The sequence below is a fragment of the Allobosea sp. RAF48 genome, from assembly GCF_052114025.1.
Classification (GTDB): domain Bacteria; phylum Pseudomonadota; class Alphaproteobacteria; order Rhizobiales; family Beijerinckiaceae; genus Allobosea.
This window is the reverse complement of record NZ_JBFRDZ010000013.1, coordinates 1-21,599: the sequence shown is the minus strand read 5'-3', so window position 1 is coordinate 21,599 and position 21,599 is coordinate 1. Positions and strand designations below refer to the sequence as shown.

The window sequence follows — 21,599 nt, the reverse complement described above, 5'->3', positions numbered from 1 at the left end:
CGTGGCAGCGCCGCGGCCCTTCTTGCCGGCTACCTGTCGACCTGCGCGATGCGGTCGAAGGCGGCGGCGAAGCCGGTCAGGGATACGTTGAAGGAAATCGGCTCGCTGTTCGACAGGTTCAGTGCCGCCACCGTCAGCGTCTTGCCCGCCCTCATCGCGTCGGTCGCAACCGTCGGGAAGGAGATCGGCAGCAGGCAGCCCTGCGCCATGCAGGTCGAGAAGCGCAGTCCTTGGCCCAGATCCCTGTCGTCGAGGCGCAGGACGGCTCCGTTCTCCAGCTTCATGCCGAACGGAAACAGGATCGTGCCCTCGGCGCGCCCGTCCTTAGGCGTGCGCAGCTCGATGGCGAAGACGCGCTGTCCGGTCTGGCTGTTGCCCTGCGACTGCAGCAGCACGCAGAGCCGCTGGCCATTGGCGATGCGGCAGTCGACCGACCAGTCACCATAGGTCTCGTTGATCGCGCTCGCGCCGTTCGGCAGCGTCGCGGTCTGCGCTGCGGGTTGGCTGACGCTCGCAGCAGCCTGGTTCTGCGCGACCGGCTGGGCGGGTTTCGCCGGAGGCCGGGCGGCGGGGCGCTGAGGCGGCGACTCTCCCTGCGCCATGAGCGAAGGCGCAGCGATAAAGGAACCGACCACGAAGGCCAGGGCGGCGAGAGAGACGTTTCGGGAGATATGACAGGGCATGGCGCTATGATCTGGTGAATATATCGCCAGAGCTATTGCAGAAATTCATTACGAGAGAAAGCGCGAAATCGCTCACAATCATCGATAAAGCGACGCAGAATTCACTCATTCAAACAAATTTATAGAATAGAATCGGTTCAATCTGAACAGCGTTCGCAGTCACGCTCGGTCACCTCGACTGCCCAGCACCTCAGCCATTCCCCAGCGCGGCATGAACATCCTCCGGACGGCGCCCCCGGCGGATCGCTTCGCGAATGTCCTGCCGCTGCAGGCGCCGGGCGACGCAAGCGAGCGCGTTGAGATGCTGGCCCTGCCCCGACTCCGGCGTCAGGATCAGGCAGACGATATCGACCGGCTCGCCATCGACCGACTCGAAATCGATCGGCTTGGCCAGGCAGGCGAGCAGACCGAAAGGCACGGAAAGGCCAGCGATCGGCGCATGCGGCATGGCGATACCGCCGCCGATGCCGGTCGAGCCCAACGCTTCCCGGCGCTTTAGCGCGGCAGCAATGACGTCATCCGCCACGCCCGCCGCCCCGGCCGCATGCCGGGCGAGCAGATCGAGGCATTGCTCCTTCGACGCGACCTTGAGCCCGGTCAGCACGGAGCCGGGGGCGATCAGTTCGGAAATATCCATGGCCGTCAGTCGCTCTCGCGCAGCCGATAGCCGACGCCGGGCTCGGTCGTGATGTAGTGGGGCTGCTCGGGCACCGGCTCGATCTTCTGGCGCAGCTGCCGGATATAGACGCGCAGATACTGCACATCCTCGTTGCCGCCCCAGACCTCCTTCAGCAGATGGCGATGCGTCAGCACCTTGCCGGCATGCTGCACCAGCGCGCGCAGGATGTCGTATTCCTTCGGCGACAGCTTCACCTCGGTGCCGCCGACCTGGACGATGCGGCGAACGAGATCGACCGAGAGCTCCCCGGTACGGAAGACCGGCCTCTCGCCCTGCTGGTGCAGCTTGTGACGCAGCGCAACGCGCAGCCGCGCCGCGAGCTCGCGCATCCCGAACGGCTTGGTGACATAGTCATCCGCCCCCGCCTCAAGCGCCTGGACGATGCCGGCCTCGTCGGTGCGGCTCGACAGGATGACGATGGGCAGCGTGCGCCCCTCGCTGCGCCAGAGCCGCAGCAGCTCCTGCCCGGTCATGTCCGGCAGGCCGAGATCGAGCAGCACCAGGTCGGGCTCCTCGGCGTCGATCCGGGCAATGGCGTCCTTGGCGTTGCCGGCCTCGCTGATCGTGTATCCCTCGGTGCCAAGCCCGACGCGCAGCAGTTTGCGGATCGGCGGCTCGTCGTCGACGACGAGCACCCGGACGGCCATCGTTGTCATGGCAATACCTTCATCTGGTGTGCCTCGGGCGGGATCGGCATGCGGATCGCGAACACCGCGCCCTGCCGATCGCTGCGGTTGGCGGCGGTGATCGTGCCGCCCATCGCCTCGACGAAGCCGCGGCAGATCGCAAGGCCAAGCCCGGTGCCGGCGCGGACCTGATCGCCCTTCCCGACCCGGTAGAAGCTGTCGAAGATCCGTTCGAGATCGGCAGGCGGCAGGCCCGGCCCTTCGTCAAGAATGTCCAGAACCACTGCATCGCCATCCCCACGGGCATGGACGCCGATCGTGGTGCCCGTCGGCGCATATTTCGCGGCGTTGTCGATGAGGTTGAACAGCACCTGGTCGAACAGCACAGGGTCGAGCCGCAGCATCGGCAGATGGGGGGCGAGCGACAGGTCGATCGCATGGCCGCGCGTGATGCTTTCCGCGCGCCGCAGCGCTGCGCCGACGACGTCGCCGACGTCCAGCAGAGCATAGTTCGGCTCCATCGCGCCGGCCTCGATCCGCGTCATGTCCAGCAGATTGGCAATGAAGCGGTTGAGCCGTTCCGACTCCTCGACGACAGTCGCCAGAAGCTCGGAGCGATCCGCCTCGGGGATCGCCTTGCCGTAGTCGCGCAGAGTGCCGGCCGCGCCCATGATGCCGGCGAGCGGCGTCTTGAGATCATGCGAGATCGAGGTCAGCAGCGCCGAGCGCAGCCGGTCCGCCTCCGCCGCGAGCTTCGCCTTGTCGACATCCGCCGCAAGCTGGACGCGCTCGATCGCGATCGCGGCCTGATCGGCCAGCGCATCGAAGAGACGCTGCTGCTCGGGCGTCAGCAGCGCGCCCGGCCGGTCGGAATCGAGCCCGATCACGCCGATGGCGCCGCGCCCGGTCCGCAGCGGCAAATAGAGCCGCTTCGCACCCGGCAGCGTGTCGGCGCCGCGTCCCGCCGGGCGGTCGTGCTCCCAGGCCCAGTGCGCCGCCGCGATATCGGCATCGTCGAGCGTATCGTCGGGTGGGTAACCGGCCCGAACGGCGATGCTGGCTTCTTCCGGCAACAGGATCACGACGCGCACGCGCAGCATCGCCGCGATCTGGTAGGCGCTCGCCCAGAGCACGTCGTCGAGCGTGCCCGTCCCGGCGAGCTTGCGCGAAAACAGATAGAGGTCCTCGGTGGCACGCGCCCGCTGGCGCGCCGCCGCGGCCTGGCGCTGGACGCGGGCCGTGAGATTGCTGGCGATCAGCGCGACCAGAAGGAAGAAAAAGAAGGCGAGCACGCTTTCGGGATCGCCGATCACGAGCGTGTAAAGCGGCGGCAGGAAAAAGAAGTTGAACGCCAGCGCGCCGATCACGGAGGTGAACAGCGCCGGCCAGAGTCCGGCCGTCACTGCCGAGGTGAGCACGGCCATCAGGAAGACGAGCGCGATGTTGCGCACGTCGAGCACGAGATGCAGCAACATGCCGAGCCCTACGGCCACGGCCACGAAGGCCATGCCCGCCAGATAGGCACCGGGCTCGAAGCGGTGCTCGCCGGTGGAGCCGGCAGCACGAACCTCACCAGCCCCGGCTTCCTGCCCGGGAATCACATGGATATTGATGTCTCCGGCCTCGCGGATCAGCGCCTGCGCCACCGATCCGAAGAGGAGCTCGCGCCAGCGCGGAGCGCTCGACGAGCCGATGACGATATGGCTGACATTCTTCGAGGCGGCATAGCGCAGCACCTCGTCAGGCACGGTCTCGCCCGGCAGGATCACCGCCTCGCCGCCGAGCTGCTCCGCGAGCCGCATGGCGGCGGAAAGCCGGTCCTTCTCTGCCTCAGAGGGCCGCGCGCGCCCGGGCGCCTCGATATGCAACGCCGTCCATGACGCCTTCAGCTTCTCGGCGAGACGCCGGGCATGGCGCACCAGCGAGGCGGCGCGCGGGCTGCCGTCGATGCAGACGATCAGCCGGTCGCTGGCCGCCCAGGGCCCCGGGATCGCATGGGCCTGCATATGGCTGAGCAGTTGCTCGTCGACCCGCTGCGCCGTGCGCCGCAGCGCAAGCTCCCGCAGCGCCGTCAGGTTGCCGGGCGAGAAGTAGTTGGAGACAGCTCGCCTGGCGGTCTCCGGCAGATAGACCTTGCCTTCGTTCAGCCGCTTGATCAGGTCCTCGGGCGTGAGGTCGATGATCTCGATCGCATCGGCCCGGTCGATGATGGAATCGGGCACCGTTTCGCGCACGCGAATGCGGGTGATCTGCGCGACGACGTCGTTGAGGCTCTCGACATGCTGGATGTTGAGCGTGGTGTAGACGTCGATGCCACGCTCGATCAGCTCGAGTACGTCGAGATAGCGCTTCGGATGGCGGCTCCCCGGCGCATTGGTGTGGGCGAGCTCGTCAACGAGGACAAGCTCTGGCCGCCGCGCCAGCACTGCGTCGAGGTCCATCTCATCGACGCTCTGGCCGCGATAGGCGACCTGCGCCCGCGGTATCGTCTCGTAGCCTTCGATCAGCGCCTCGGTCTCGCGCCGGCCGTGCGTCTCGACAACACCGATGACGACATCGACGCCCTCCGCGCGGCGCGCCCGGCCCGCGAGCAGCATTTCGTAGGTCTTGCCGACACCGGGGGCGGCGCCGAGGAAGATCTTCAGCCTCCCGCGCGTTTCGCCGCGGACCTGCTCCAGCAGCGCGTCCGGCGACGGTCTTGGCGGCTCGGTACGAAGCTCGTCCGGCATGGCTGGAATTTGGTCCTTGAACGTTGTGGCGGCAGACCCGTTCCGCTCGCCGCATTCTTAGAGCACGTTGTTTTTCGAGGGAAACGCGCCGTCGTTCCGGGCGACCGAAGGGAGACCCGGAAGCCATCGGAGAGCGCAGCGCCCTTCGATGGATTCCGGATCGGCGCGGCTTACGCCGCTTGTCCGGAACGACAGCGCTCTTCCATCGGGAACACAGCGTGCTCCTGCGTCATTTCACGGTCGCCGCATCGAGCGCCAGATTGAGTTTCAGCACGTTGACCACGGGCGCGCCGAGGATGCCGAGCTGGCGTCCCTCGACATGGTCCGCGACCAGGCTGCGCAGATCGGCCTCGCTCAGGCCGCGCGCCTTGGCGATGCGCGGCACCTGGAAATAGGCCGCTTCCGGCGAGACATGCGGATCGAGCCCGCTGGCCGAGGTCGTCACGAGCTCCATCGGAACCGCGGCCTGCGGGTTCTCCTGCTTCAGCGTGGCGACATCGCCCTTGATGCGCTCGATCAGCTTGGGATTGGTCGGGCCGAGATTGGAGCCGCCGGAGCCGGCTGCATTGTAGGGCGCATCAACGGTCTTGCTGCTGTCGGTCGGGTCGGCGCCGACCGTCGCCGACGGCCGGCCATGGAAATAGCGCTCACCGGTGAAGGACTGGCCGATCAGCTCGGAGCCGATCACCTTGCCGCCCTTCTCGATCAGGCTGCCATTCGCCTGGCGCGGGAACAGCGCCTGGGCGAGCCCGGTCATCGCCAGCGGATAGGCGAGACCGGTGATGGCGGTAAGCGCGACGATCATCACGATCGCGGGGCGGATATGACGAAGCATGGCTGAATTCCTTCAGATCAGGCCGACGGCCGTGACGGCCATGTCGATTGCCTTGATGCCGATGAACGGGACGATGATGCCGCCCAGGCCGTAGACCAACAGGTTGCGCGAGAGCAGCGCCCCCGCGCCGACCGCGCGGTACTTCACGCCGCGCAGCGCGAGCGGGATCAGCGCGACGATGATCAGCGCGTTGAAGATGATCGCGGAGAGGATCGCGCTCTGCGGCGTGGCCAGCTGCATGAAGTTCAGCGCGCCGAGCTGCGGATAGAAGGCGATGAACATCGCCGGGATGATGGCGAAGTATTTCGCGATGTCGTTGGCGATCGAGAAGGTCGTCAGCGCGCCGCGCGTCATCAAGAGCTGCTTGCCGATCTCGACGATCTCGATGAGCTTGGTCGGGTCGCTGTCGAGATCGACCATGTTGCCGGCCTCGCGCGCCGCCACCGTGCCGGTGTTCATGGCGACGCCGACATCGGCCTGCGCCAGAGCCGGCGCGTCGTTGGTGCCGTCGCCGCACATCGCGACGAGCTTGCCCTTGCCCTGCTCCTCGCGGATCAGCGCGAGCTTGTTTTCAGGGGTCGCCTGGGCGAGGAAGTCGTCTACGCCGGCCTCGGCCGCGATGGCGGCGGCGGTCATCGGGTTGTCGCCGGTGATCATCACGGTGCGGATGCCCATGCGCCGCAGCTCCGCGAAGCGCTCGCGGATGCCGCCCTTGACGATGTCCTTGAGCTGGATGACCCCGAGCAGCTTGCCGTCGCGCGCCACGGCGAGCGGCGTGCCGCCCGTCTTGGCGATCTCCTCCGCGATGGACTGCACCTCGCGCGCCGCCTCGGCCTCGCCACCGGTCGCGCGGACATGGGCGAGCACCGCATCGACGGCGCCCTTGCGGATGCTGGAGCCGTCATGGTCGACGCCGCTCATCCGGCTCTGCGCGGTGAAGGGCACGAAATGGGCGTTGAGCCCGACGAGATCGCGCGCCCGGATGCCGTGCTGCTCCTTGGCGAGCACGACGATGGAGCGGCCTTCCGGCGTCTCGTCGGCAAGCGAGGCGAGTTGCGCGGAGTCCGCAAGATCATGCTCGCTGACGCCACGGACCGGCTTGAAGGCCGTCGCCTGGCGGTTGCCGAGCGTGATCGTGCCGGTCTTGTCGAGAAGCAGCGTGTCGACGTCACCCGCCGCCTCGACGGCGCGGCCGGACATGGCGAGCACGTTGAAGCGCACCAGCCGGTCCATGCCGGCGATGCCGATGGCCGAGAGCAGCGCGCCGATGGTGGTCGGGATCAGCGTCACGAACAGCGCGACGAGGACGATCACAGGGATCGCGCCGCCGGCATAGCTGGCGAAGCTCGGGATCGTCGCGGTCGCCAGCACGAAGATCAGCGTCATGCCGGCGAGCAGGATGTTGAGCGCGATCTCGTTCGGCGTCTTCTGCCGCTCGGCGCCTTCGACCAGCGCGATCATGCGATCGATGAAGGTCGAGCCCGCCGTCGCGGTGATGCGCACGCGGATCCAGTCCGACAGCACCTGCGTGCCGCCGGTGACGGCCGAGCGGTCGCCGCCGGATTCGCGGATGACCGGCGCCGATTCACCGGTGATCGCGGCCTCGTTGACCGAGGCGATGCCTTCGATCACCTCGCCGTCTGAGGGGATGATGTCGCCGGCCTCGACCAGCACGACGTCGTTGAGCTTCAGGCTCGGCCCGGGGACCAGCGTGTATTTGCTGCGATCGGTACCGCTGAGCAGCTTGGCCTGCGTCTCCGCGCGCGTCCGGCGCAGCGAATCCGCCTGCGCCTTGCCACGCCCTTCGGCGACGGCCTCGGCGAAATTGGCGAACAGCACGGTGAACCAGAGCCAGAGCACGATCTGGAAGGAGAAGCCCAGATGGGTCGCCCCGGTGATCCAGTCGCGCAGCAGCAGGATCGTGGTCAGCGCCGAGACGACGGCGACGACGAACATCACCGGGTTCTTGGCAAGGCTGCGCGGATCGAGTTTGCGGAGGGCGCCGCCGAGCGCCGGGACGAGAATGCGGGCATCGAGGATGCTGCCGGACCTTGGATGACTCATGACGAAAGCTCCGTCGTGGCCTGCGAGCGGGACCCTTTTCGGGTCAGACCGCGGCAAGCAGGAAAGAAAGGGCGTGGAGGACGATGGCGATCAACAGGACCGCGATCGTCGCTCCGCAGATGAGGGTCGAAGGGCGAGGTCCCGTTTCGGTGCGCATGACCAGTTCCTCAGAAGCTCTGGCCGGCGAGCATCGCCAGGTGCTCGACGATCGGGCCGAGCGCGAGCGCCGGGAAGAAGGTCAGGCCGCCGACGATGACGATCACGCCGATGAGCAGGCCGATGAAGAGCGGCCCATGCGTCGGGAAGGTGCCCGCCGATTCCGGCACGGTCTTCTTGGCCGCGACGGAGCCTGCCAGCGCCAGCGCCGGGATGATGACGAGGAAGCGCCCCATCAGCATGGCGACGCCGATGGTCAGATTGTACCAGACCGTGTTGCCGGAGAGCCCGCCGAAGGCCGAGCCGTTGTTCGCCGCCGCCGAGGTATAGGCATAGAGCACCTCGGAGAAGCCGTGCGGGCCGGCATTGGCGATCGAGGCGACGGCATCCGGCAGCACGACGGCGACGGCGGTGAAGCCGAGCATGGCGAGCGGCAGGCAGAGCACGGCGAGCATCGCCATCTTGACCTCCTTCGCTTCGATCTTCTTGCCGAGATATTCCGGCGTGCGCCCGACCATCAGCCCGGCGACGAAGACGGCGATGACGACGAAGAGGATGATGCCGTAGAAGCCGGCCCCGACGCCGCCGATGATGATCTCGCCGAGCATCATGTTGATCAGCGGGATCAGCCCGCCCAGCGGCATCAGGCTGTCATGCATCGCGTTGACGGCGCCGCAGGATGCAGCCGTGGTGACGACCGCGAACAGCGCCGAGAGCACGATGCCGAAGCGCGTCTCCTTGCCTTCCATGTTGCCGCCATCGAGGCCGAGCGCCTGGACGAGCGGGTTGCCGGCGGCCTCGGCCCAGTAGCAGACGATGACGCCGGCCACGAACAGGAGGCCCATCACGGTAAAGATCGCCCAGCCCTGCTTCTCGTTGCCGACCATGCGGCCGAAGACATTAGTCAGAGCCGCGCCGATCGCGAAGATCGCGACCAAGTGGATCAGGTTGGTGAAGGCGGTCGGGTTCTCGAAGGGGTGCGCCGCATTGGCATTGAAGAAGCCGCCGCCATTGGTGCCGAGATGCTTGATCATCATCTGCGAGGCGACCGGCCCCTGCGCGATCGTCTGCTGTGCGCCTTCGAGCGTCGTCGCGACGGTGTAGGGGTTGAGGTTCTGTGGCACGCCCTGCCAGACGAGGACGAGCGTCCCGATCACGCAGATCGGCAGCAGGACATAAAGCGTCGCGCGAACGAGATCGGCCCAGAAATTGCCGAGCGTGCGGGCCGAACGGCGCGCGAAGGCGCGGATCACCGCGACGGCGATGGCGATGCCCGTCGCCGCCGAGACGAAGTTCTGCACGGCCAGCCCCGCCATCTGGGTGAAGTAGGACATCGTGCTTTCGCCGGCATAGTTCTGCCAATTAGTATTCGAGACGAAGCTCGCAGCCGTGTTGAAGGCGAGATCGGCCGGCACCGCGCCCATCTCCGCCGGGTTGAAGGGCAGCGCGCCCTGCAGCCGCTGCATCGCGTAGAGCACGAGGAAGCCGGCGAGGTTGAACAGCAGCATCGCGGTGACATAGCTCGTCCAGTGCTGCTCCTCCTTCTCATGCGTGCCGGCGGCGCCGTAGAGCAGCCGCTCGACCGGGTGCAGGACCGGCGAAAGCAATGTGCGCTCGCCGGCGAAGACGCGCGTCATGTAGCCGCCAAGCGGCCTGGCCAGAGCAATGATGATCCCGCAGAAGAGCAGGATCTGGATCCATCCGTTGAGGGTCATGGACGAGGTTCCGAATCTGAGGGGCCGCCGCCGTCAGAACCGCTCGGGGCGGATCAGCGCGTAGGTGAGGTAGGCGAGCAGGAACAGCGTCACCGCTCCGCCCAGGACGTAATCCAGAAGCATTCCGGCCTCCCCTAGAGCGCGTCGCAGGCAGCGACATAGGCGAAGCAGAGCCCGAAGAAGACGAGCCCGATGGCGAGTACGATGGTGTCCATCATCGAATAACCCCGATGGTCGTGGCTGCCGGACCATCCGTCCGGCAGCGAGCACCGGTTCCATTGGGGGGACCGGCCGTTCGGGGCCAATATCGCGCCGAGGCCATAGCCGTTCGAGAGAAGGACGGAGGCGCGGATATAAAGATTTTATAGGAATTTTCGGCCAACGCGCCGGGCGAGCATCGAACGGCGGCGGCGCTAAAAGCCGCCTGCCCTACCGAAAACGCAGGGAAACCCCGTCACCGGGCCGCTTGTGAGCCGCCCATGCGCCATGCCAGAAGCTGGCGCGAATTTGGGCAATAGAGCCCGCGCAGGAGGAAGCCTTCCATGAGCAACAGCAAGGACGTCTGGCGTCTGATCGACGACAAGGCCCCGGCCTATTTCGAGCTCTCCGACCGCATCTGGCACATGCCCGAGCTGAACTATCAGGAAGTCCGCTCTGCGGCCGAGCATCAGGCCATGCTGGAGCGCGAGGGCTTCCGCGTCACCACCGGCGTCGCCGGCCTGCCCACCGCCGTGGTCGGCGAGGCCGGCGAAGACGGCCCGGTCATCGCGATCCTGGGTGAATTCGACGCGCTGCCGGGCCTGAGCCAGGAAGCCGGCGTCGCGAGCGAGACGCCGGTCGAGAAGGGCGGCAACGGCCATGGCTGCGGCCACAACATGCTGGGTTCGGCCTCCCTCCTCGCCGCCACCGCGGTGAAGGACTACCTCGCCGCCAACGGCATCAAGGGCCGGGTGCGCTATTATGGCTGCCCGGCGGAGGAAGGCGGCTCGGCCAAGGGCTTCATGGTCCGCGCCGGCGCCTTCGACGACGTCGATATCGCACTGTGCTGGCACCCGGCCTCGTTCAACGGCGTCAACCGGCCCTTCTCGCTCGCCTGCGTCGAGATCGAGTTCACCTTCAGCGGCCGCGCCTCGCACGCCGCCGCCGCGCCCCATCTCGGCCGCTCGGCGCTCGATGCCGTCGAGCTGATGCATATCGGCGTCAACTACATGCGCGAGCATATGCCTTCGACGGCACGCGTCCACTACGCCATCATCAACGCTGGCGGCATCGCCCCCAACGTCGTCCAGGCCACCGCGACGACGCGCCAGCTGATCCGCGCCGCCACCCTCAGTGAGATGTGGGATCTCGTCGCCCGCGTGAAGAAGATCGCCGAGGGCGCCGCGCTGATGAGCGAGACCACCGTCTCCGTCAAGCAGCTCTCCGGCGACGCCAACCTGATCGGCAACCGCCCGCTCGAAGAGGCGATGCAGGCCAATCTCGAGGCGCTCGGCGGCCCGGGCTTCGACGCCGCCGACCAGGCTTTCGCCGCCAAGTTCCAGAAGACCCTGAGCGCCGAGGACATCGCCGCGGCCTATGGCCGCTTCGACCTCAAGCCGAAGGAAGGCGAGGCGCTGAGCGACGACATCTATCCGCTCGGCGCCGGCAACGACACCTCGGTCGGCTCAACCGATGTCGGCACGGTGAGCTGGGTCGTCCCGACCGTGCAATGCCGCACCGCCTGCTACGCCATCGGCACGCCCGGCCATTCCTGGCAGCTCGTCGCCCAGGGCCTGGCCCCTGCGGCGCACAAGGGCCTGGCGCTGGCGGCCAAGGCGATGGCCGGCGTCGCCGCCGACGTGCTGAACGATCCCGCCCTGCTCAAGGCGGCGAAGGACGATTTCGCGGCGTTCCGCGCCAAGAACCCCTTCGCCAACCCGATCACCGACGATGTCGAACCCCCGCTCGACATGGCGGCACATTGACGCTCTTCCCGGCGGAAGCGCGCGATGCATGTGAGCAAAGCCGCTCGATGACTTGCGTATTCGCTCCGCTGCGGGAATCAAGCGCATCGTCACACCGCTCGGATGGGCGGGGCTTCCCGCCCCTCCCATCCGGCGGATTTCTTTTTGTCGAAAGCAGGGGCCGATGAACCAGCCTGGCTTCTTCGAGATCATCGGCTTCGGCGCCAATGGCTGGGGCCCCGCCCTGCTGGCGGCAACAGGCATGACGATCGCCGTCGCGATCTGCGGCTTTGCGCTCGGCGCCGTCATCGGGGCGCTGGGCGCCTGGGCCAAGCTCTCCGGCGGCCCGATCACGCGCCGGCTTGCCGATGGCTACACCACCGTGCTGCGCGGCATCCCCGACCTTCTGGTCATCTACCTCTTCTATTTCGGCTCGAGCGCGGTGCTCACCCCGCTCGGCCGGCTCTTCGGAGCGACCGGCTTCATCAGCCTGCCCGGCTTCCTTGCCGGCGCGCTCGCCATCGGCTTCGTCTCCGGCGCCTATCACACAGAGGTCTTCCGCGGCGCCTATCGCGCCGTCTCGCGCGGCGAGATCGAGGCTGCCATCGCCTGCGGCATGAGCCCGTTTTTGAGACTCAGGCGCGTCATCGCCCCGCTCGTGCTGCGCTATGCCCTGCCCGGCCTCGGCAATGTCTGGCAGCTCGTGCTGAAGGAAACCGCGCTGATCTCGGTCACCGGCCTGGTCGAGATCCTGCGCCAGGCCCAGATCGGCGCCGGCTCGACCCGCCAGCCCTTCACCTTTTTCTTCATCGCCGCGATCCTCTATCTCGTCATCTCCTCGGTGTCGGGCTGGGGCCTGCGCGCGGCGGAAACGCGCTTCACGCGCGGCCTCAGGAGGGCGTGATGGATTTCGCCTTCATGTATGAGACGCTGCTGACGCTGGTCGCAGGCATCCCGCTGACGCTGAAGCTCGCGCTCTCCTCGGTCGCCTGCGGCTCGGTGCTGGCGCTGCTGCTCGCGCTGCTGCGCATGTCCGGCATCGCGCCGCTGGAGTGGTTCGCGCGCTTCTACGTCTTCATCTTCCGCTCGACGCCGCTGCTCGTGCAGATCTTCATCATCTATTACGGGCTAAGCCAGTTCCGCGAAGTCCGCATGAGCTTCGCCTGGCCCTTGCTGCGCGACCCCTATTGGTGCGCGCTGCTGGCGCTCTCGCTCAACACCGCCGCCTATGCCAGCGAGATCTTCCGCGGCGGGCTCCAAGCCGTGCCGGCCGGGCAGATCGAAGCCGCCCGCGCCGCCGGCATGACGCGCCTTCTGATGTTCCGCCGCATCGTGCTGCCGCTCGCCATCCGCCAGGCCCTGCCGGGCTACGGCAACGAACTCATCCTGATGATCAAGGCGACCTCGCTCGCCTCGATCATCACGCTGATGGAGATCACCGGGCTCGCCGCCAAGCTGATCTCGGAAACCTACCGCGCCATCGAGGTCTTCATCGTCGCCGGCGCGATCTACCTCGTCATCAACTTCGTCGTGACGCGGCTCGTCCAATACGCCGAATATCGGCTGACGCCACATCTGCGCCCCGCCCCCGGCGCACCCGCGACCCTGAAATCCGGAGCTTCCGCATGAGCGCCGTCCCAGAACGCCCCGTCGCGGTCTCGCTGACCAATCTGCGCAAGACCTTCGGCTCGCTCGAAGTGCTCAAGGGCATCTCCCTCGAAGCCCGCGAGGGCGACGTCGTCTCGATCCTGGGCTCCTCGGGCTCGGGCAAATCGACCATGCTCCGCTGCATCAACATGCTGGAGATACCGGACTCAGGCGACATCACGGTCGCCGGCGAGACTATCCGCTTGCAGCAGACGCCGAACGGCACCAAGCCTGCCGATCCGCGCCAGGTCGACCGGATCCGCAGCGAGCTCGGCATGGTCTTCCAGAATTTCAATCTCTGGTCGCATATGACCATTCTGGAGAACGTCATCGAGGCGCCCATCCATGTGCAGGGGCGCCCGCGCGCCGAATGCATCGCCGAGGCCGAGGCGCTGCTCGCCCGCGTCGGCATCGCCGACAAGCGCAACCACTATCCGGCGCATCTCTCCGGCGGCCAGCAGCAGCGCGCCGCGATCGCCCGCGCGCTCGCCCAGCGCCCCAAGGTCATGCTCTTCGACGAGCCGACTTCGGCGCTCGACCCCGAGCTCGTCGGCGAAGTGCTGCGCGTGATGCGCTCTCTTGCGGAAGAGGGCCGCACCATGCTGGTCGTGACGCATGAGATGGGCTTCGCCCGCGACGTTTCCAGCAAGGTCGTGTTCCTGCACAAGGGCGTCATCGAGGAGGAGGGCCCGCCGCAGCAGGTCTTCACCGCCAGCCGTTCCGAACGCTTCCGCCAGTTCCTGGCGGGCTGATATTAACCGCGCGCCGCTCGCGGCCGCATCATCAGGGAAGAGACCATGAAGACCATCACCAAGCTCTTTGCGCTCGCCGCGCTCGGCGCTGCCGCATTCGCCGCCCCCGTCCTCGCCCAGGCGCCGCAGAAGGTGCGCATTGCCACCGAAGGCGCCTTCCGCCCGTGGAACTGGACCGAGGCCAACGGCACCCTCGCCGGCTTCGAGATCGACCTGTACAAGGACCTGTGCAAGCGGGCCAATCTCGACTGCTCGATCGAGGCCCAGGCCTTCGACGGCATGATCCCCGCCCTCAACGCCGGCAAGTTCGACGCGATCATGGCCGGCATGTCGGTCACCCCGAAGCGCGAGGAGGCGATCCTCTTCTCGAACCCCTACGGCTCGACCGGCCAGACCTTCGCCGTCATCAAGGGCAGCCCGCTCGCCGATCTGCCGGACACCGGCAAGATCTTCCACCTGACCACCGACGAGCCCGGTGCCCTTGCCGAGATCGAGAAGCTGAAGCCCCTGCTCAAGGGCAAGATCATCGGCGTGCAGACCTCGACCATCAACGGCGCCTTCCTCGAAAAGTACCTGAAGGGCCTCGTCGAGATTCGCGAGTACAAGACCACCGAGCAGCACGACCTCGACCTGGCCGCCGGCCGCGTCGACCTGATCATGGCTTCGATGGCCTATCTCTCCACCGCCGCCAAGAAGGCCGGCAACGAGGACATGGTCGTGGTCGGCCCGCGCTTCCAGGGCGGCATCGTCGGCAAGGGCAGCGCCATCGGCCTGCGCAAGAGCGACACCGAGCTGAAGGCGAAGTTCGACAAGGCGATCGCCGAGGCCAATGCCGACGGCACGATCAAGGCACTGGGCGAGAAGTATTTCGGCTTCGACGTCACGGTGCGCTGAAGCGCCTCGTCCTGCGCGATCGTCCGATGCGGCGATCGCGCAGTTCCTTCTGCGCGAGCCTCAGCCGTCCTGCCGGCCGGCGATCTCGACGCGCATCGCCGGCTTGGTCGCCTTGAACTCGGCGACCGCCGCAGCCGAGAGATCAGAAATCGAATCCGACCCGCGCGACATCGCTTGCAGGATGATGCGCCCGAGGCGATCCCGCGCTTCCGCTTCAAGCTCCGCGTCCGTGCGCGCGTCATAGTCCAGCGCAGCCCAGGCTCTGGCGAGCACGGCTTCTGCGACGAGAAGCTCCTGAGAGTTCAGGACACCGGGAAAGCGGAAGTTCTGGGCGGGCATCATCGATTCGAGCATGGCGGCGCAACGGATATGGGGGCGGCGAGGTTCCCCGCAAGGCAGGCGGAATTGCGGCCATGCCCTGAACACCCGCCGCAAGAACGGCATCACCCACAAAAACAACGAGCTGCGCACAGGCTAGGGTATCGAACCCGGCTTCGACGCAACCGACGCCGCAACACGGATTGAATAAACAACAAGTCCAAATTGGACTGATTGTCTAAATTTGACTTGACCCCTCGGCCGCCCGGCCTCACAGATCGAGCAAACGCACTGCCCTGCGATGGCAGGGTTCGATGCGGCATTGCCGGAGGCTCCCGTGAAGTTCGACATTTTCCAGATGGAGCGGAACCAGACGCTCTTCGAGAACGACGTCGAGATCAATCTGACCGAAAGCGGCGTCCATCCCTGGGCGATCGAGGATATTCTGGGCGAACAGGCAGCGCGCGACCTGCTCAAGCAGCCCCTCGGCTATGGCTGGACCGACGGCCGGCCGGACCTGCGCAGCAACATCGCCTCCTGGTATCCGGGCGCCACCGCCGCCAATGTGCTGGTGACCAACGGCTCCTCCGAGGCGACGATGATCGCGTTGATGGCGCTGTTCGAACCCGCCGACGCGCTGGTCTTCGCCCTGCCTAACTTCATGCAGATCGACGGCCTCGGCCGCGCGCTCGGCTTCGACATCCGCCGGCTGGAGCTTTCCGGCGAGAGCGACTGGCAGATCGACGCAGAGCAGCTCGCCGCCGTCGCTGCCGGCGCCAAGGCCATCGCCGTGACCAACCCGGCCAACCCGACCGGCAGCGTGCTTTCTGCTGCGAGCCGCGCCGTTCTCATCAAGGCCGCCGAGCGTAACGACGCCTGGCTCATCGTCGACGAGATCTACCGCGGCGGCGAGATCGACGGCGCGGAGACGCAGACGCTCTGGGGCAGCTACCCCAAGGTGCTCGTCACCTCGAGCCTGTCTAAGTCCTTCGCCTGCCCGGGCCTGCGTCTGGGCTGGATCGTCGCTCCCGCGGAGGTCGTAGCGGCTGCGGCCGAGCGACAGGACTACACCACGATCGGCAGCGGCATCCTCAGCCAGATCCTTGCGGAAGAGGTCATGCGTCCGGAAACACGCGGGCGCCTGCTTGCACGCGGCCGCGATTTGCTGCGCAGCAATGCCGATCTCGTTGCGCAATGGATGGCGCAGCATAACGAATGGTCCTGGCGGCGCCCGCAGGCCGGCGGCATGGCCTTCCTGCGCTATCCGCTCGACATGCCCTCCGAAGTCTTCTCGCAGAAGCTGCGCGAGGAGGAGAGCGTCTTCGTCGTCGCCGGAAGCTGGTTCGGCATCGAGAACCACATCCGCATCGGCATCGGCGTGCCGACCGAGGTGCTGCGCGACGGGCTGGCGCGGATGGATCGGTTTCTCGCGCGGTGCAAGGGCTGAAGTGCCTTCCACTCGCCGTCATGCTCGGGCTTGACCCGAGCATCTCGTGCCGAAGGAGGCTCCGACACCTCGCTTTCCAAAGATTCTCGGGGCAAGCCCGAGAAGGACGCCCTTCCCGTCGAAGGCTGGCGCTATCGACGCCCGATCCCGTCCAGCACCACCCGCGCAATCGCGACGTCCTGCACCGCGATACCGGTCAGGTCGGCGATGGTGATGTCGTCGTCCGCGCGGCGCGCCGGCACGTCCCCGGCCAGAACGGCCCCCAGCTCGACGCAATCGCCCGCATCGATCAGCCCCACGGCTGCGGCAGCGGCGAACTCGCCATGGTCGAGGCTCTGCTCCAGCGAATCCGCGATCCTTGTGTCAGCGAGCGCCACCAGCGCGGAGTCCAACTCCTGCTTGCCCGGCGCATCGGCACCGAGCGCAGTGATATGCGTTCCCGGCTTGATCCAGTCGTCTCGGATGATCGGCGCGGCAGCCGGCGTCACCGTGATCAGCGCATCCGAGCGCGCACACAGCGCCTCCAGCTCGGCCACCGGCTCGATGGCGATGCCCTCCCGTTCCAGATCGCGCTGTAGCGCCTCCAGCTTCTCCGGCGAGCGCGCCCAGCATGCGAAGCGCGGCTCGCGCTCGCGCAGCAGATGCGCGGCGGCGCGGATCTGGAAGCGCGCCTGCGTGCCGGCGCCCACGATCCCGATCCTGCGTGCATCCGCCCGCATCCCGGCCCGCGTCGCGATGGCGCCGGCCAGCGCCGTCCTCAAATCGGTGAGCCAGCCCTCGTCGCGCAGGATCGCGACGACCGCGCCGGTCTCGGCCGAGAGCGCGATCATCATGCCGCTCGTCGTCGGCAGGCCCTTGGCCGGATTGTCGTAGAACCCCGTCGCGATCTTCACGACGAAGATGGCATCACCGGCGATATGGCCGAACTTGATATGGCAGTCGCCGTTATGCGCGGGGAAGCCGAGATAGCCGACCGGCGGCATCTGCACCTGGCCGGCCGCAGCCGCCTTGAACCCCTCCTCCAGCGCGATGAAGGCCCGGTCGAGATCGACGGCGGCCTCGATCTCCGCCCGCGTCAGATCAAGCATCCGGGGTCTCGTTGGCCTGGTTGAGGTAGTTGTAGACGGTCGCGCGGGCGAGCCCGAGGATGCGCGAGATATAGGCGGCGGCATTGCGCCCGCCGAACGCCCCATTCGCGGCAAGGTCGGCCACCAGCTCGCGCTTCTCGGCCCGGCTGAGGCTGGTCACGGCGAGACCACGACTTTGAGTCCATTGCTGCACGAACTCGTTGATCCGCTCGTGCCAGTCCTCCTTGAACAGAGCCTGCGGCTTTTCCGCGCCGGCCGGGACGGTGGCGAAGGCCTGGAGCGTCTGCATCAGCGCGTGGAAATGCGACACGTCGACATTGATGCAGAGCACGCCGACCGGCTTCCCCCCCGCCGAAAGCACGATGCTGATCGATTTCAGCCGCCGCCCGTCCCAGTTCACCTTCTCATAGGGACCGATGATCGTCTCGTCGGGGTCGAAGCCGATCTCGTCGAGCAGCGAGGGCTCGCCGAGCACGCGCTGCGAGAAATTGCCGGCGATATGCACGACGCTCTGCGACCCCAAATCGTGCAGCACGACCTCGGCATGCGGCCGGAACAGCAGCGCGACCGCGTCGCAGATCGGCAGGTAAGGAGCGAGTTCCGGCGTCATGCTTCCCCCAGGCAGGCGTCAGCGTGGCTGCGACTTCAGATAGTCGCTCAGTCGCTCCAGCCCGGCCGAGAGATGCTCGCCCGGCGCACCGATGCCGATGCGGATATAGCCGTCGAGCCCGTAGACATCGCCCGGCAGCAGCATGATGCCGCGCTCCTCGCGGAGCCGGTGCACGAGCTCCGTCGAGTTCATCGAGTGGCTGTACTTGATGAAGGCCATGCCGCCGGCCTTGGGCGGCACGAAGGAGAAGAATTCCTCATTCGCCTTCACCCAGTTCGTGAGCAGCGCGAGGTTCTCCCGCAGGATGGTCTTGCTGCGCTGCAGGATCTCGGCGCGCTTCGCCGGCTGGACGACGATACGGGCGATCTGCTCGCTCAGCGCGCTCGTCGTGATCGAGGTGTAGTCCTTGTTCTGCCAGGCGGTGTAGATGTCGGCGGCAGGGCCGACGAGCCAGCCGATCCGCAGGCCCGGCAGCGCCATCGCCTTGGAAAGGCCGCTGGTGATGATCGCCTTCTCATAGAGATCGGCGAAGCTCGGCGGCTCGTCGACTTCGAGTTCCGCGCCCTTGTAGACCTCATCGGCGTGGAGATAGCAGCCCTGCTCGCGTGCGATCGCGACAAGCTCGTCCATCGTCTCCCGCGAGAGCAGGCTGCCCGTCGGATTGTTCGGATTGCAGATGGTCATCAGCTTGGTACGCGGCGTGATCGCCCTGCGGACCTCGTCGAGATCGGGCGTCCAGCCCAGCTCCTCGCGCAGCTTCACTTCCTTGACGGTGGCGCCGATTGCCCGCGCCCAGCCCCAGATCTGCAGGTAGTTCGGCACGAAGACGACAATCTCGTCGCCCGGCTCGATCAGCGACATCACCATCAGGAAATTGGCCTCGGCCGAGCCGTTGGTGACGATCACCTCGTCCAAGGTTCGGTTGCGATAGAGTTTGGCGATGTCCTCGCGCAGCTCGACCGCGCCATTGGTCCAGCCATAGCCAAGCTCGACCTCCATCAGCTTGGCGCGCTGCTCGGCGCTGAGCAGCTCGTTCAGCGAATAGGGATGGACGCCGCTGTCGGAGAGATTGAACTCGACGGTGTTCTCATAGAGCGACTGGATCCGTTCCAGGGTGAATTCTTCGATCTTCATGCTGCCCATCCCGCAGCGGCCGTTCCGCCGCACCTGCTGCGAGTATGATGAGCATGATTTAGACGTCAAGGTCGATTTTGGAATTTACAGTCCAAATCGCGATTGCTATCCGTTGGCGACGACGTCGCAGCCGCTCCCGGAGAGCCCATCATGTCCGACCAGAACCCCGGTGCCAACAAGATGTGGGGCGGGCGCTTCACGACGGCTCCGGCCGATGTGATGCGCAAGATCAATCCCTCGATCGGCTTCGACTACCGGCTCTACCGTCAGGACATCGCGGCCTCCAAGACCCATGCCGCCATGCTCGCCCGCCAGGGCATCATCGCCGCCGCCGACAATGAGCGCATTCAGGCCGGGCTCGACCAGATCCGCGGCGAGATCGACCGCGGCGAACTCACGTTCAGCATCGACCTCGAGGACATCCACATGAATGTGGAAGCACGCCTCAAGGAGATCATCGGCGAGCCGGCGGGTCGCCTGCACACCGCCCGCAGCCGCAACGACCAGGCCGTCACCGACGTCCGCCTCTGGATGCGCGACGCCATCGACGGCCTCGACGGCGTGATCCAGGAACTACAGCGCGCACTGATCGAGCGTGCCAGCGAGCACGCCGGAACGATCATGCCCGGCTTTACCCATCTCCAGGTCGCCCAGCCCGTGACTTTCGGCCACCACCTGATGGCCTATGTCGAGATGTTCGGACGCGACCGCGAGCGGCTGGCCGGCGCGCGCCAGCGCACCAATGTCTCGCCGCTCGGCGCCGCGGCGCTCGCCGGTACCGCCTTCCCGATCGACCGGCAGTTCACCGCGGCCGAGCTCGGCTTCGCCCGGCCGACCGAGAACTCGATGGATTCGGTCGGCGCGCGCGACCATATCTGCGAGCTCCTGTTCTGCTGCTCGATGCTGGCCGTGCATCTCTCGCGCCTGAACGAAGAGATCACGCTCTGGTGCAGCGACGGCTTCCGCTTCATCGCGCTGTCCGACGCCTTCACCACCGGTTCCTCCATCATGCCGCAGAAGCGCAATCCCGACGCTGCCGAGCTGGTGCGCGGCAAGACCGGCCGTGTCGTCGGCTCGCTCACCGCCATGCTGGTGATGGTGAAGGGCCTGCCGATGACCTTCATGAAGGACATGCAGGAGGATAAGGAGCCGATGTTCGACGCGCTGGAGACCGTCGAGCTCTGCGTCGCCGCCACCACCGGCATGGTCCGCGACCTGACCGTGCGGCCCGAGAACATGTGCGCCTTCCTCGACCGCGGCTTTCCGACCGCGACCGACCTCGCAGACTGGTTGGTGCGCGAAGCCGGCGTGCCATTCCGCGACGCCCACCACATCACCGCCCGCATCGTCGCGCTCGCCGAGGCCAAGGGCTGCACCTTGCAGGCGCTCGATCTCGACGCCATGCGCTCGGTCGATCCCCGCATCAACGCCGCGGTCTTCGAAGTTCTGGCGCCGGAGCATTCCGTCCGCAGCCGCCGCAGCTATGGCGGTACCGCGCCCGATACGGTGCGCGAGGCGATCGAGCGGGCGAAGCAGCGCTGGCTGGCCGGCACCATGGCGGCGGAGGTCTGACGCGCATCTTCGCGCCAATCGGAGTGCTCTACACGAAAACGCGCGTCATCCCGGACGAAGCGAAGCGAAGATCCGGGATCCATGCCTGAGCCTTGATCAGATGGGCTCCGGCATGGATTCCGGGTCAAGCCCGGGATGACGGCGTGATTCCCCATGAGATCGGCGCGCCACGCATCCCGGCGGGCTCAGCCGCGCAAACTTTGCAGGACCAAAGCGGCCGGCTTTGTGGCTATGGATGATGGTGCCGGCCGATTCGACCGTGCCTGAAAGAATGAGCGCGGAGCACGGCGCAGGCTCCGCGGCGGGGGAGACAAGATGGAACACGTCTGGTTGCGTGGGGTCGCCGAACAGTTCGGCATCGATGGCGGGCTGCGGCAGCTCGGCGGCGAATACGACCTCAACTTCCGTGGCCGGACGGGCGATGGCGACGTCATCGTCAAGGCGATGCGCCCGCAGGGCGAGCCCGCCCTGGTCGAGCAGCAATGCGCTGCGATCAGCCATGCGCTCGCCGCCGATCCGACCCTGCCGCTGCCCCGCCTGCTTCCCACCGAAGGCAACCGCTTCTGGCAGAACGTGGCGGATGCTGAGGGCCAGCAGCGCATGGTCTGGGTCCAGCGCGCCTTTCAGGGCATCCCGATGGGTGAAGCCGGGCCGCAACCGCCTGCCGTCCTGTCCGAACTCGGCGCTTTGACGGCGCGGCTCGACCT

Annotated in this window: 20 protein-coding genes and 1 pseudogene; 8 read left to right on the top strand and 13 right to left on the bottom strand. The window is 66.8% G+C overall.

The genetic code is table 11. The annotated features are described in order from the left end of the window. Positions 1 to 29: 29 nt before the first annotated feature. From AB4Z10_RS21525 to AB4Z10_RS21485, 9 genes are all read right to left on the bottom strand, one after another. On the bottom strand, positions 30 to 683 hold the full coding sequence (locus tag AB4Z10_RS21525; protein ID WP_441472438.1) for an invasion associated locus B family protein: 654 nt from the start codon (positions 681 to 683) through the stop codon (positions 30 to 32). A 190-nt stretch (positions 684 to 873) separates the two neighbouring features. Then, entirely contained in the window at positions 874 to 1,320 is a 447-nt protein-coding gene (locus AB4Z10_RS21520) for a PTS sugar transporter subunit IIA (RefSeq protein ID WP_441472437.1), read from the bottom strand. 5 nt (positions 1,321 to 1,325) lie between these two features. After that, entirely contained in the window at positions 1,326 to 2,018 is a 693-nt protein-coding gene (locus AB4Z10_RS21515; protein WP_441472436.1) for a response regulator transcription factor, read from the bottom strand. Then, positions 2,015 to 4,717, bottom strand: a complete 2,703-nt coding sequence (locus AB4Z10_RS21510) for a DUF4118 domain-containing protein (RefSeq protein WP_441472435.1) — start codon at positions 4,715 to 4,717, stop codon at positions 2,015 to 2,017. The genes AB4Z10_RS21515 and AB4Z10_RS21510 overlap by 4 nt, the downstream gene beginning before the upstream one ends. A gap of 229 nt (positions 4,718 to 4,946) precedes the next feature. After that, complete coding sequence (locus tag AB4Z10_RS21505) at positions 4,947 to 5,552, bottom strand: K(+)-transporting ATPase subunit C (RefSeq protein WP_441472434.1); 606 nt, start codon at positions 5,550 to 5,552, stop codon at positions 4,947 to 4,949. A gap of 12 nt (positions 5,553 to 5,564) precedes the next feature. Continuing rightward, positions 5,565 to 7,616 (bottom strand): potassium-transporting ATPase subunit KdpB, encoded by a 2,052-nt coding sequence (gene kdpB / locus AB4Z10_RS21500; protein WP_441472433.1) that lies wholly within the window; start codon positions 7,614 to 7,616, stop codon positions 5,565 to 5,567. 167 nt (positions 7,617 to 7,783) lie between these two features. Continuing rightward, a complete protein-coding gene (kdpA, locus tag AB4Z10_RS21495; protein WP_441472432.1) occupies positions 7,784 to 9,487 on the bottom strand; it encodes a potassium-transporting ATPase subunit KdpA in 1,704 nt (567 codons plus the stop codon). A gap of 33 nt (positions 9,488 to 9,520) precedes the next feature. Next, complete coding sequence (locus AB4Z10_RS21490; protein WP_441472431.1) at positions 9,521 to 9,610, bottom strand: K(+)-transporting ATPase subunit F; 90 nt, start codon at positions 9,608 to 9,610, stop codon at positions 9,521 to 9,523. A gap of 11 nt (positions 9,611 to 9,621) precedes the next feature. After that, a complete protein-coding gene (locus tag AB4Z10_RS21485) occupies positions 9,622 to 9,792 on the bottom strand; it encodes a hypothetical protein (protein WP_441472430.1) in 171 nt (56 codons plus the stop codon). Positions 9,793 to 10,029: 237 nt separating this feature from the next. Between AB4Z10_RS21485 and AB4Z10_RS21480 the strand changes: the two genes are divergently transcribed. The 5 genes from AB4Z10_RS21480 (at position 10,030) to AB4Z10_RS21460 (ending at position 14,723) form a co-directional block, all read left to right on the top strand. Further along, complete coding sequence (locus AB4Z10_RS21480) at positions 10,030 to 11,451, top strand: amidohydrolase (protein WP_441472429.1); 1,422 nt, start codon at positions 10,030 to 10,032, stop codon at positions 11,449 to 11,451. 163 nt (positions 11,452 to 11,614) lie between these two features. Next, the gene (locus AB4Z10_RS21475; RefSeq protein ID WP_441472428.1) at positions 11,615 to 12,334 is read left to right on the top strand and encodes an ABC transporter permease; all 720 of its coding nucleotides are present in this window, start codon (positions 11,615 to 11,617) and stop codon (positions 12,332 to 12,334) included. Beyond that, entirely contained in the window at positions 12,334 to 13,059 is a 726-nt protein-coding gene (locus AB4Z10_RS21470) for an ABC transporter permease (protein ID WP_441472427.1), read from the top strand. The genes AB4Z10_RS21475 and AB4Z10_RS21470 overlap by 1 nt, the downstream gene beginning before the upstream one ends. Continuing rightward, entirely contained in the window at positions 13,056 to 13,829 is a 774-nt protein-coding gene (locus AB4Z10_RS21465; RefSeq protein WP_441472426.1) for an ABC transporter ATP-binding protein, read from the top strand. The genes AB4Z10_RS21470 and AB4Z10_RS21465 overlap by 4 nt, the downstream gene beginning before the upstream one ends. A 45-nt stretch (positions 13,830 to 13,874) precedes the next feature. Next, positions 13,875 to 14,723, top strand: a complete 849-nt coding sequence (locus AB4Z10_RS21460; RefSeq protein WP_441472425.1) for a transporter substrate-binding domain-containing protein — start codon at positions 13,875 to 13,877, stop codon at positions 14,721 to 14,723. A gap of 60 nt (positions 14,724 to 14,783) precedes the next feature. On the opposite strand, the gene AB4Z10_RS21455 is transcribed toward AB4Z10_RS21460, so the two are convergent. Then, the gene (locus AB4Z10_RS21455; protein ID WP_441472424.1) at positions 14,784 to 15,062 is read right to left on the bottom strand and encodes a hypothetical protein; all 279 of its coding nucleotides are present in this window, start codon (positions 15,060 to 15,062) and stop codon (positions 14,784 to 14,786) included. Positions 15,063 to 15,378: 316 nt separating this feature from the next. On the opposite strand from AB4Z10_RS21455, the gene AB4Z10_RS21450 reads away from it, so the two are divergent. Continuing rightward, a complete protein-coding gene (locus tag AB4Z10_RS21450; protein WP_441472423.1) occupies positions 15,379 to 16,488 on the top strand; it encodes an aminotransferase class I/II-fold pyridoxal phosphate-dependent enzyme in 1,110 nt (369 codons plus the stop codon). Positions 16,489 to 16,619: 131 nt separating this feature from the next. On the opposite strand, the gene AB4Z10_RS21445 is transcribed toward AB4Z10_RS21450, so the two are convergent. From AB4Z10_RS21445 to AB4Z10_RS21435, 3 genes are read right to left on the bottom strand one after another with little or no spacing between them, the layout of a single operon-like run. Beyond that, complete coding sequence (locus AB4Z10_RS21445) at positions 16,620 to 17,576, bottom strand: ornithine cyclodeaminase family protein (protein WP_441472422.1); 957 nt, start codon at positions 17,574 to 17,576, stop codon at positions 16,620 to 16,622. Beyond that, the gene (locus AB4Z10_RS21440) at positions 17,569 to 18,186 is read right to left on the bottom strand and encodes a helix-turn-helix transcriptional regulator (RefSeq protein WP_441472421.1); all 618 of its coding nucleotides are present in this window, start codon (positions 18,184 to 18,186) and stop codon (positions 17,569 to 17,571) included. The genes AB4Z10_RS21445 and AB4Z10_RS21440 overlap by 8 nt, the downstream gene beginning before the upstream one ends. 18 nt (positions 18,187 to 18,204) lie before the next feature. Continuing rightward, positions 18,205 to 19,320: an aminotransferase class I/II-fold pyridoxal phosphate-dependent enzyme gene (locus tag AB4Z10_RS21435; RefSeq protein ID WP_441472420.1), complete on the bottom strand. Its 1,116-nt coding sequence runs from the start codon at positions 19,318 to 19,320 to the stop codon at positions 18,205 to 18,207. 150 nt (positions 19,321 to 19,470) lie between these two features. Between AB4Z10_RS21435 and argH the strand changes: the two genes are divergently transcribed. Both argH and AB4Z10_RS21425 read left to right on the top strand, forming a co-directional pair. After that, positions 19,471 to 20,892: an argininosuccinate lyase gene (gene argH, locus AB4Z10_RS21430; protein ID WP_441472419.1), complete on the top strand. Its 1,422-nt coding sequence runs from the start codon at positions 19,471 to 19,473 to the stop codon at positions 20,890 to 20,892. A 315-nt stretch (positions 20,893 to 21,207) separates the two neighbouring features. Further along, positions 21,208 to 21,599, top strand: a pseudogene (locus tag AB4Z10_RS21425) (hypothetical protein); the annotation flags it as partial.

Excerpts from the sequence above, each read along its gene's own strand:
- argH (WP_441472419.1), top strand. The coding sequence starts at position 19,471 with ATGTCCGACCAGAACCCCGGTGCCAACAAGATGTGGGGCGGGCGCTTC.
- AB4Z10_RS21515 (WP_441472436.1), bottom strand. The coding sequence starts at position 2,018 with ATGACAACGATGGCCGTCCGGGTGCTCGTCGTCGACGACGAGCCGCCG.
- AB4Z10_RS21505 (WP_441472434.1), bottom strand. The coding sequence starts at position 5,552 with ATGCTTCGTCATATCCGCCCCGCGATCGTGATGATCGTCGCGCTTACC.
- AB4Z10_RS21525 (WP_441472438.1), bottom strand. The coding sequence starts at position 683 with ATGCCCTGTCATATCTCCCGAAACGTCTCTCTCGCCGCCCTGGCCTTC.
- AB4Z10_RS21455 (WP_441472424.1), bottom strand. The coding sequence starts at position 15,062 with ATGCCCGCCCAGAACTTCCGCTTTCCCGGTGTCCTGAACTCTCAGGAG.
- AB4Z10_RS21510 (WP_441472435.1), bottom strand. The coding sequence starts at position 4,717 with ATGCCGGACGAGCTTCGTACCGAGCCGCCAAGACCGTCGCCGGACGCG.
- AB4Z10_RS21440 (WP_441472421.1), bottom strand. The coding sequence starts at position 18,186 with ATGACGCCGGAACTCGCTCCTTACCTGCCGATCTGCGACGCGGTCGCG.
- AB4Z10_RS21470 (WP_441472427.1), top strand. The coding sequence starts at position 12,334 with ATGGATTTCGCCTTCATGTATGAGACGCTGCTGACGCTGGTCGCAGGC.
- AB4Z10_RS21445 (WP_441472422.1), bottom strand. The coding sequence starts at position 17,576 with ATGCTTGATCTGACGCGGGCGGAGATCGAGGCCGCCGTCGATCTCGAC.
- AB4Z10_RS21465 (WP_441472426.1), top strand. The coding sequence starts at position 13,056 with ATGAGCGCCGTCCCAGAACGCCCCGTCGCGGTCTCGCTGACCAATCTG.
- AB4Z10_RS21435 (WP_441472420.1), bottom strand. The coding sequence starts at position 19,320 with ATGAAGATCGAAGAATTCACCCTGGAACGGATCCAGTCGCTCTATGAG.
- AB4Z10_RS21520 (WP_441472437.1), bottom strand. The coding sequence starts at position 1,320 with ATGGATATTTCCGAACTGATCGCCCCCGGCTCCGTGCTGACCGGGCTC.
- AB4Z10_RS21480 (WP_441472429.1), top strand. The coding sequence starts at position 10,030 with ATGAGCAACAGCAAGGACGTCTGGCGTCTGATCGACGACAAGGCCCCG.
- AB4Z10_RS21460 (WP_441472425.1), top strand. The coding sequence starts at position 13,875 with ATGAAGACCATCACCAAGCTCTTTGCGCTCGCCGCGCTCGGCGCTGCC.
- kdpB (WP_441472433.1), bottom strand. The coding sequence starts at position 7,616 with ATGAGTCATCCAAGGTCCGGCAGCATCCTCGATGCCCGCATTCTCGTC.
- AB4Z10_RS21475 (WP_441472428.1), top strand. The coding sequence starts at position 11,615 with ATGAACCAGCCTGGCTTCTTCGAGATCATCGGCTTCGGCGCCAATGGC.
- AB4Z10_RS21490 (WP_441472431.1), bottom strand. The coding sequence starts at position 9,610 with ATGCTTCTGGATTACGTCCTGGGCGGAGCGGTGACGCTGTTCCTGCTC.
- kdpA (WP_441472432.1), bottom strand. The coding sequence starts at position 9,487 with ATGACCCTCAACGGATGGATCCAGATCCTGCTCTTCTGCGGGATCATC.